4 protein-coding genes are annotated in these 10,278 nt (G+C 67.6%); all 4 read left to right on the top strand.

The annotated features are described in order from the left end of the window. Positions 1 to 232: 232 nt before the first annotated feature. The 4 genes from AC07XP_RS13815 (at position 233) to AC07XP_RS13800 (ending at position 10,277) form a co-directional block, all read left to right on the top strand. Positions 233 to 5,209: an Ig-like domain-containing protein gene (locus AC07XP_RS13815; RefSeq protein ID WP_495264980.1), complete on the top strand. Its 4,977-nt coding sequence runs from the start codon at positions 233 to 235 to the stop codon at positions 5,207 to 5,209. Positions 5,210 to 5,304: 95 nt separating this feature from the next. Next, positions 5,305 to 6,276, top strand: coding sequence for an OmpA family protein (locus AC07XP_RS13810; RefSeq protein ID WP_495264979.1), 972 nt, complete (start codon positions 5,305 to 5,307; stop codon positions 6,274 to 6,276). Positions 6,277 to 6,681: 405 nt separating this feature from the next. Beyond that, positions 6,682 to 8,931, top strand: coding sequence for a type I secretion system permease/ATPase (locus AC07XP_RS13805; protein ID WP_495264978.1), 2,250 nt, complete (start codon positions 6,682 to 6,684; stop codon positions 8,929 to 8,931). A gap of 29 nt (positions 8,932 to 8,960) precedes the next feature. Then, the gene (locus tag AC07XP_RS13800) at positions 8,961 to 10,277 is read left to right on the top strand and encodes an HlyD family type I secretion periplasmic adaptor subunit (protein WP_492697719.1); all 1,317 of its coding nucleotides are present in this window, start codon (positions 8,961 to 8,963) and stop codon (positions 10,275 to 10,277) included. Position 10,278 lies beyond the last annotated feature (1 nt).

Below are 10,278 nucleotides of genomic sequence, written 5' to 3'. Positions count from 1 at the left end.
CAGCTGCCGGTGCGGCTGCCGCGTTTCTTTTGGACCTGTGCCGTTGTCGACGACTTTGTGCGCGATTTCGGCACCGACCTACGCCTTCGTACCCGGCTTTCAGATTCGTCCGATGGCCCGGCCCGACGGCGATTTCTAGAGTAGGTCACCTCAAAGAAAACACCGGATCGCATGGCGTTCCTTCGCATGCCGATCCGGTCTTCTTTTTCCCATTTCAGAGCATAGGAATCTCATGACATTCGAACAGACGAACGTCACCCCCCACGCGACCATCGCCCCCGCCATCAGCGCAGGCGCATCGACCTTCGCGCCCCTTCCTCCTTCGGTGGGCGGCGCCGCCGACGACGCCGGCGACATCCTGGGCAGCATCGCCCCCGGCGGCGTCACCGACGACCGCCAACCCGAATTCCGCGGCCAGGGCACGCCGGGCGACACCATCGTCATCCGTGACAACGGCACCGAGATCGGCACCACCGAAGTCGCCGAAGACGGCACCTGGACCTTCACGCCCTCGACCGACCTGCTCGAAGGCCTGCACGCCATCACCATCGTCGCGCGCGACAGCACCGGCAACGAGAGCGCGCCTTCGCCCGCGTTCAATTTCGAGATCGACGTGACCCCGCCCGACGCCAGCCGACTGGCCATCACGGGCGTCGCCGACAACGTGGGCGGCGTCACCGGCAACGTGGCCTCCGGCGCCACCACCGACGACACACATCCGCTGCTCAGCGGCATCAGCACTGGCGTGCCCGGCCACACGGTCACCGTGATGGTCAGGGATGCCGCCGGCACCCGCGAACTGGGGCAGGCCACCATCGGAGAAAACGGCCAATGGACTTTCCAGGTCGACACCCCGCTGGCCGCCGGCCCGAACACCTTCACGCTCGTGGAGCGCGATGCTGCCGGCAACGAGACCATGCCGACCGGGCGCTACACCGTCAACGTCGTTACCGACAAGCCGAGCGCACCCGTGATCGACAGCGTGTTCGACGATGTGGGCACGCCGCACATGCTGCAACCCGGCGAAGCCACCGACGACGCGAGGCCGACCCTGGCGGGCACGGCGCAGGCGAACCACACGGTCAAGTTCTATGACGGCAGCACCTTGCTGGGCCAGGTCGTGGCCGACGCCTCGGGCAAGTGGAGCTTCACGCCCCCGACCAGCCTGACCGATGGCGCGCACGGCATCACCGCCACCTCCACCAGCCCGCTGGGCCAGACCAGCGAGGCCAGCGGCAGCTGGAACTTCGTGGTGGACACGACGCCGCCGGCCAAGCCGACGATCGTGTCGGTGGTCGATGACGTGGGCCCGGTGACCGGAAACGTGAGCAAGGACGGGTTCACCAACGACACCAAGCCGGCGCTTTCGGGCAAGGCCGAGGCCAACAGCACCGTGGTCATCTACGACAACGGCGTCGAGCTCGCCAAGGTGACGGCCAATGCCTCGGGCGACTGGACCTTTACGCCGGCCACGGCACTGAGCCAGGGCGCGCACAACATCACCGTGGTGGCTGTGGACAAGGCGGGCAACACCAGCGTGGCGTCGGACGCGTTCGGCTTCACGGTGGACACGCTGGCACCGGTCAAGCCGACCATCGTGTCGGTGGTCGACGACGTGGCCCCGGTGACCGGCAACGTGAGCAAGGACGGGTTCACCAACGACACCCGGCCGGCGCTCTCGGGCAAGGCCGAGGCCAACAGCACCGTGGTCATCTACGACAAGGGCGTCGAACTCACCAAGGTGACGGCCAATGCCTCGGGCGACTGGACCTGGACGCCGGCCACGGCACTGAGCCAGGGCGCGCACAGCATCACCGTGACGGCCGTGGACAAGGCGGGCAACACCAGCGCGACGTCGGATGCGTTCGGCTTCACCGTGGACACGGTGGCGCCGACGCAGACGGCCACGGTCTCGGTCATTGGCAAGGACAGCGGCTTCAGCGAAGCCGACTACCTGACCAATGACGGCAGCGCCGGGCGCCTGCTGCAGGGCAAGCTGTCCGCTGCGCTCGGTGCGGGCGAGACCCTGCAGGTCTCCACCGATGGCGGCGTGACCTGGAAGGCGGCCTTCGTTTCGGGCACCGCCTGGAGTGCGCAGGACGACAGCAGCCACGCAGGCAACTGGACGGTGCAGACGCAGGTGGTGGACGCCGCCGGCAACGTGGGCGCGGTGCAATCGCAGGCGATGGCGCTGGACGCTGCGGCGCCTGTGGCGCCGACCAAGGTGGTCCAGGTCGGCACCGACCTGGAGGTGCAGTTCAACGCCGCCAACGTGGCCGCGGGCCACAAGATCAGCCTGAAACTGGGCGGCGACTATTACGAGTACACGCTGACCGCGACCGACATTGCGGCAGGAAAGGCGTTGATCACCAATCCCGCGATGATCAAGTTCAATGATCTTCCCTCGGGAGCGGTGGGGCTGTCGTTGACGACTGGCGATGTGACCATCACCTCCTCTTCCGAGATGAAGATCACTGGCGGCACTCTGGACGGCCGCGTTCTCATGCCTGGTGGGAGCAATGCCAACTTCACGACAAGCTATCAGTTCTCGAGTGGAAAGAGCGCGGTCTCCTTCTTCATGTACGGCCACAACGGCACGGGCGACATCAAGTTCTATGACGTGTCGGGCAATCTTCTGGGATCTCTCCCGGCGGCAGCTGGCAACTGGCAGAAGTTTTCCTTTGAAGCGCCAGCCGGAAAAACGATCGGCCATTTCGTCGTGACGGCGATCGGCGATCTGGAGGGGCATTGGATCGACAACTTGAGCGCCCTCCCGCCTCTGCCCGACATCTCCGCGGCCATGGTCGACCCGGCCGGCAATGCATCGCAGTACTGGACCAGCGCAGGCCTGAAGGATCCCGCGGCATCACAGACCCTCACCGCTGCATCGGTGGGCACCTTGCATGGCGGCTTGGGCAACAACGAGTTCGTCGTGTCCGACATCAAGCACCTGGCCGACTCGGCGATCTCCGGCAACGGTGGCACCGACACGCTCAAGCTGACCGGCGCCAATCAGGTGCTGGACCTCACCGCGCTCGGCCACAAGGTCAGCTCGGTCGAAATCATCGACATCACCGGCACGGGCAACAACACGCTCGCCCTGTCGCTGGCCGACGTGATGGAAAACGGCGCCATGAACCAGTTCGTGACCAACGGCCGCGTGCAGATGATGGTCAAGGGCAATGCCGGCGACAAGGTCTCGCTGATGGACGTGCTGCCCAACGGCACCGACCCGGGCGATTGGGTCAAGGGCGCCAACGTCACCGTCGGCGGCGTGGTCTACGAGGTGTACCAGCACTCCGGCTTCAAGGCCGACCTGCTGGTGCAGCAAGGCGTGGCGGTCACGCTGCAGATCAGCATCGACCAGGTGATGGACGATGCGGGTGCGATCACCGGCCCCATTGCAAACGGCGGCTTCACCGACGACACCACCCCGACGCTGACGGGCAAGGCCATCGCGGGCGGCACCGTGAAGATCTATGACGGCAACACCTTGCTGGGCCAGGCCGTGGTCAACGCGAGTGGCAATTGGAGCTACACGCCGGACACGCCGCTGGGCGAAGGCCTGCACAGCCTGCGTGCCAGCGTGACGCCGGCGGGCGGCAGCGAAAGCGCCAGGACCGCTGCGTTCGATCTGACGGTCGACCGTACCGCACCGACCAAGCCGACCATCGTGTCGGTGATGGACGACGTGGGCAGCGTGGTGGGCAAGGTGGCGCTCAACGGCACCACCGACGACGCGCGCCCCGACTTCTCGGGCAAGGCCGAGGCCAACAGCACCGTGGTCATCTACGACAAGGGCGTGAAGCTCATGCAGGTGCAGGCCGATGCGTCGGGCAACTGGAGCTGGACGCCGGCCATGGCCTTGGGCAATGGCGTGCACACCATCACCGTGACGGCGGTGGACAAGGCGGGCAACGCCAGCGTGGCGTCGGATGCCTTCGGCTTCACGGTGGCCACCACGCCGCCGGGCAAGCCGACCATCGTGTCGGTGGTCGACGACGTGGAGGCCATCACAGGCGCCATTGCCAGCGGCACCACCACCAACGACGCCAAGCCGACCTTCAGTGGCAAGGCCGATGCGAACGGCACCGTGATCATCTATGACAAGGGTGTGGAGATCGACCGCGTGCAGGCCAACGCCTCGGGCAACTGGACCTACACGCCGGCCAAGGCGCTGGGCGAAGGTGCGCACAGCATCACGGTGGCGGGGGCCGACCAGGCGGGCAACACGAGTGCGCCCTCGGGTGCGTTCGAGTTCACGGTGGATACGACACCGCCGGTTCTTGCCCAGGGCGGCATCTATCTGTCGTACGCCCACTTGTGGTACTGGTGGGCCCTCGACATTCCAGTCGCTCAGAATCCCGGGGTCAAGGACGCGGCTCGGGTCGTCATTCGCTACGTCGAAAACAACATCGAGAAGGACTACTACCTCCAGGTCACCGAGGGCCACAGGGATGGAACGACCACCAGCGTGTGGCGGGACCTCCCCATCCCGGCGGGAATCCCGATCAAGGTGGCGTTCGAAGATGCTGCGGGCAACCTGACGACTTTTGTCTCCGTCCCCGTCAACAAGACCAGTCACTTCTGGGCCTACCCCGCCGGCACCTTCGGTGTCTTCGAACCTGTGGAGATGACGGACGACAACATCATCGACAGCCCGGCCCAGGTCTACACCGAAAGCGACGAGACGTTCATCGCCAGGCTCGGCTTCGCCGACCGCCTCGAAGGCGGCGCGGGCAACGACACCTTCCTGAAGGTCGGCACGGGCGACGTGGTGCATGGCGGCGCGGGCGACGACACGATTCGCGTCCACAGCGGCGATTTCGCCCACATCGACGGCGGCCTGGGCATCGACACCCTGGTGATGGACGGCAAGGCGATGCACATCGACCTGTCGGCCCTCGGACCGAAGGTGCAGGGCGTGGAGAAGTTCGACCTCGGGTCGGGCGGCAACACGCTGGCGCTGAGCACGCACGACGTGCTGGCCGGCGGTGCGCGCGACATGGTCGTGGCCGACGGCAAGGTGCAGATGCTGGTCAACGGCGCCAACGGCGAAGTCGACCTGCTCGGCGGCACCCACGGCGACGACGGCTGGACCCAGGGCAGCAATGCCACGGTGGGCGGCGTGACGTACCACGTCTACACCAACCTGGCCGGCACAGCCGAGCTGCTGGTCGAGGACAAGGTCCACGTGACCATCCTCTAAGCCGACGGGGCCTGTCGCCCGGCCGCGGCGTCGGGCCCCACTTTTTTCTCATTCATTTTTCATGCGTGCCCCGTGCGGGGCACCCGGAGCCATTCATGTCCTCGTTGCTTCCTTCGACTTTTCTTTTCTCCTACCGCGGCGTCCGCGCCGCCGCACTCCTGGCACTGGGCGTGCTGGCGGCGACCGCGGCGCAGGCCCAGCAACCGCAGAAGCCGGGCGCTGCTGCGGTCCGGCAGGAGCCGGCCTACCGTGCCGTGCCCGCTGCAGCGGCCGACCAGGCCCAGGTGATCTTCTTTCGCCCCGTCAGCACCTCGGCCGCCGGCCAGCGCCCCGGTGCGGCGCACGTGTACGTGAACGGCGAGTTCCATGCCGCGCTGCTGCCCAACACCTTCACGCGCCTGTGCGTGGCCCCGGGCAACCACTCGGTCGAGGCCTACCTCGGCGATGCGCCCACCTACGAGGGCAAGTCGCAGCCCCGCACGCGGGCCGAGCTCGAAGGCGGCAAGACGGTGTTCGTGGCCGTGTCGGAGCAGGACGGCTCGGGCTCGCCCGTGCCCTACCGCCGCGCCGACGCCGAACGCATGCTGGCGGGCGCACACGAGCAGCGTCACGTGATCAGCCGCGCGAGCGCCGTGCAGCCCTGCAGGGAACTGGCCGCGCCGGCGCCGCTGGTCGAGAAGGCGCGCTACTCGCTGAGCACCGACGCGCTGTTCGCGTTCGGCCGCGGCGACGCCGCCGCGATCTCGCCCAAGGGCCGTGAAGAGCTGGCCAAGGCCGCCGCGCAGATCCGCGCGCATTCCACCGACGGCGTGAGCCGCATCGCGGTGCGCGGCCATGCCGACCCGATCGGTTCGGTGGCCGACAACCAGCGCCTGTCGGAGCAGCGCGCGCGCACGGTCGGCCAGCTGCTGGCCAGCGAAGGCCTGCCCACGGAGCGCGTGGTGTCCGAAGGCGTCGGCAGCGCGGAGCAGGCGGTGTTCTGCCCGCCGGGCCGCTCGCGTGATGCGCTGATCGCCTGCAACGCACCCAACCGCCGCGTCGAGGTGGTGGTGCAAGGGGAGAAGTAAGCCGCACGCACGGCCCGCGCGAGCACGGGCCGTTTGCGTTTCCAGGGTGTGGTCCGGTGCCGTTGCGGCACGGGCCACGCCCTTTTCGGCGTGCCCGGCGCAAGCCTCGTTTTCAGACGAGTCCGATGGATCGTTTGGGCCTTCATTTGTAAAGTTCCTGGCATGGAAAGGCGCTGGGATTTCTTCTCTCACTGACAGAAAAAGGAGGAAGAAAAAGCCCCCGGCGATGCGCCCCGCGCGGCATGGCGGGGACGACCGTGGCGCTGCGTTTTTCCACTCCGGGATTCACGGCGGCTTCGAGGCGCGCCGCCCGGCAAGGGGCCATGCCGGCCCGATTTTTTCAACCACAGGCCGCCCGCCGTACACGTCGGAGCGCGGCCAGGCGATGCAGGACGGACCCCCGCCTTGCGCATCACCACGAGCAAGAAGGACAACGACATGGCTGCAGTGATGGCGCAGGACGCGCCGGGCAAGGTGCCCCCCGCGATGGAGATGGTGGCGGAAGAGCGCGACACGCTGCTGCGCGCCGTGCACTGGCTGTGCGCGCACCACGGCCGCACGCTGAGCGAGGCCGCGCTGCAGGCGGGCCTGCCGCGCGAGATGCGCCTGTCGCCCACGCTGGCGGTGCGCATCCTGGAGCAGGCGGGCATCGGCGCGGGCTGGGTCAAGCGCGAGGTGGGCGACCTGCTCTCGTACCTGTTCCCCGTGGTGGCGCTGCGCAAGGAAGGCGGCGCGTGTGTGATCACCGGCCGCAACGGCCAGGGCGACAAGGCCACCTACGACGTGATCCTGCCGGAAGCCGGCACGGGCACGGTGACGCTCAACGTGCAGGAGATGGCCGCGCTGTACGGCGGCCACGCGCTGCTGGCGAAGCCGCATGCGCAGCTGGACGACCGCGCCGGCCCGGAGGCCGAAGAGTCGGAAGGGCACTGGCTCTTTTCCACGCTGTGGCGCTACCGGCGCTACTACGCGAGCGCGGCGCTGGCGGCGCTGCTGATCAACATCCTCACGCTGGCGAGCACCTTCTTCACGATGAACGTGTACGACCGCGTGGTGCCCAACCAGGCGTATGTCACGCTGTGGTCGCTGGCCATCGGCGTGGTGTTCGCGATGGTGTTCGAGTTCAGCGCGCGCCACGTGCGCTCGCACCTGGTGGACATGGCGGGCAAGAAGGCCGACCTGATTTTGGGCTCGATGCTGTTTCGCAAGCTGCTGTCCACGCGCATGGAGCACAAGCCGCAGTCGTCGGGCTCGTCGGCCAACCAGCTGCGCGAGTTCGAATCGGTGCGCGACTTCGTGACCTCGGCCACGATCTCGACGCTGTCGGACCTGCCGTTCTGCCTGCTGTTCGTGGGCATCATCTTCATGATCGGTGGGCCGCTGGCGCTGGTGCCGCTGCTGTCCATTCCGCTCATCATCCTGATCAGCGTGGCCATCCAGTGGCCGCTGGCCAAGGTGATGCAGGAGAACCTGCGCGAGGGTTCGCTCAAGCAGGGCCTGCTCATCGAATCGATCGAAGGCATCGAGTCGCTCAAGGCCGCGCGCGGCGAGGGCGTGATGCAGCAGAAGTGGGAAAACTTCAGCGCGCTCGCGGCCACCAGCTCGATGAAGTCGCGCAAGCTCTCGAGCATGGCGGTGAACCTCGTCACGCTGATCCAGCAGGTGCAGACCGTGGTGCTGGTGGTGTGGGGCGTGTACCTCATCCATGCGGGTGAGTTCACGATGGGCGCGCTGTTCGGCACGGTCATCCTGGCCGGGCGCTCGACCTCGCCGCTGGCGGCGGTGGTGGGCCTGGCGGTGCGCTACCAGCAGGCCAAGACGGCGCTGACCTCGCTCAACCAGGTGATGGCCAAGCCGGCCGACCGCGTGGCGGAGCGCCGCTACCTGGCCAAGCCGGTGTTCAACGGCCACGTCACGCTCAAGAAGATCAACTTTGCCTACCCCGCGCCGCCCATGCAGCCGGCACCGCCGGTGCTGCAGGACGTGAGCCTGACGATCAAGGCGGGCGAACGCATTGCCATCCTGGGCAACATCGGTTGCGGCAAGTCGACGCTGCTGCGCGTGATGGCCGCGATGTACCAGCCCGGCGCCGGGCAGGTGCTGCTCGACGGCGTCGACGTGGGCCAGATCGACCCGGCCGACGTGCGCGCCGCCGTGGGCCTGCTGAGCCAGGACGCGCGCCTGTTCCACGGCACGCTGCGCGACAACGTGACCATCGGCCACCCCTCGGCCACCACGGAAGAGTTTTTGCACGTGGCGCGCATCACCGGCATCGACGCGATTGCGGCGCGCCATCCGCGCGGCTACGACATGCCCATCGGCGAGGGCGGCCACGGCCTCTCGGGCGGACAGCGCCAGCTGGTGGCGCTCGCGCGCTGCCTGCTGCTGCGCCCGCGCATCCTGCTGATGGACGAGCCCACCAGCTCGATGGACCTGCAGACCGAACACGAATTCCTGCGCCGCATGGCGCACGTCACGCAGGGTCAGACCCTGGTGGTGGCCACGCACCGGCTGTCGGTGCTCGACCTGGTCGATCGCATCGTCGTGATGGACGGCGACGGCAAGGTGTTTCTCGACGGACCGAAAGACGCCGTGCTGGCGCGCTTGCGTGGCGCGGCCGGCAATGAACCGAACGAACAACCGGTGCCCGCGTGAGCGCGCACCCGATGCAAGGAAACGATGCCATGAACACGAACGAAACCACCGCGGGGCCCATGCCCGGCGCGGCCTTGCCGGCGAAGGTGCCGGCCCCCGTGGCGAAGCTGCCCGCGAAGCGCCCGGGCCCGAGCGGCCAGGCACGCCACGAAGACTCGCCCTTCGTGAAGGACCTGCGCGAAGCGATGCTGGTGCAAAAGACGCCGGGCAGCCTGGCGGTGCTGTACCTCATCGCAACGATCCTCGTGGTCGGCGGCGTGTGGGCGCACTTTGCCAAGGTGGAAGAGATCACGCAGGGCGAAGGCCGTGTGATTCCGGCCAGCCGCGAGCAGATCATCCAGAGCCTGGAGGGCGGCATCCTGGAAGAGATGAACGTGCACGAAGGCGACGTGGTCGAGCGCGGGCAGATCCTGCTCGAGATCGACCCGACGCGCGCGGGTGCGTCGTACCGCGAAGGGCTGTCGAAGGTGCAGGCGCTGAAGGGCTCCATCGCCCGCCTGCGCGCCGAGGCCTATGCGCAGCCGCTGGCGTTTCCGCCGGACGTGCAGGGCGTGGACTCGATCGTGCGCGACGAGACGCAGGCCTACAACGCGCGCCGCCAGACGCTCAACGAGAGCGTGGGCGCGCTGCAGCGCAGCCTGCAGCTGGCCGAGCGCGAGATCTCGCTGTCGGAGCCACTGTCGGCGCGCGGCCTGATGTCGGAGGTGGAGGTCTTGCGCATGAAGCGCCAGGCCAACGAGTTCCGCCTGCAGATCGCCGAGCGCCAGAACAAGTACCGGGCCGAGGCCAACGCCGAGCTCACGCGCTTCGAGGGCGAGCTGGCGCAGGCCAAGGAGAACATGGGCGCGCGCGAAGACGTGATGAAGCGCACCACCATCAAGGCGCCCGTGAAGGGCACCGTGAAGAACATCCGCGTGAACACCATCGGCGGCGTGATCCAGCAGGGCGCGGACATCATGGAGATCGTGCCGCTGGAAGACCAGCTGCTGGTGGAAGCCAAGATCAAGCCCTCGGACGTGGCCTTCATCCGCCCGACGCTGCCGGCCACCGTGAAGATCTCGGCCTACGACTACGGCATCTACGGCGGCCTCACCGGCACGGTGGAGCACCTGAGCCCCGACACGCTGAAGGACGACGAGAAGGCACGCCAGGGCGCGCGCGGCGACACCTCGTACTACCGGCTGCTGGTGCGCACGGACAAAGCCTCCTTGAGCGCGGGCGACAAGGAGTTCCCCATCATTCCCGGCATGACCGCCACGGTCGAGATCCGCACGGGCGAGAAATCAGTCCTGAGCTACCTGCTGAAGCCGGTGCTCAAGGCGCGCGAAGCGTTCCGCGAACGCTGAG

Source organism: Variovorax sp. GW531-E2 (assembly GCF_059423125.1).
This window is presented reverse-complemented; position numbering and strand designations above follow the sequence as displayed.

Coding starts and splice junctions, on each gene's coding strand:
- AC07XP_RS13815 (WP_495264980.1), top strand. CDS start 233: ATGACATTCGAACAGACGAACGTCACCCCCCACGCGACCATCGCCCCC.
- AC07XP_RS13810 (WP_495264979.1), top strand. CDS start 5,305: ATGTCCTCGTTGCTTCCTTCGACTTTTCTTTTCTCCTACCGCGGCGTC.
- AC07XP_RS13800 (WP_492697719.1), top strand. CDS start 8,961: ATGAACACGAACGAAACCACCGCGGGGCCCATGCCCGGCGCGGCCTTG.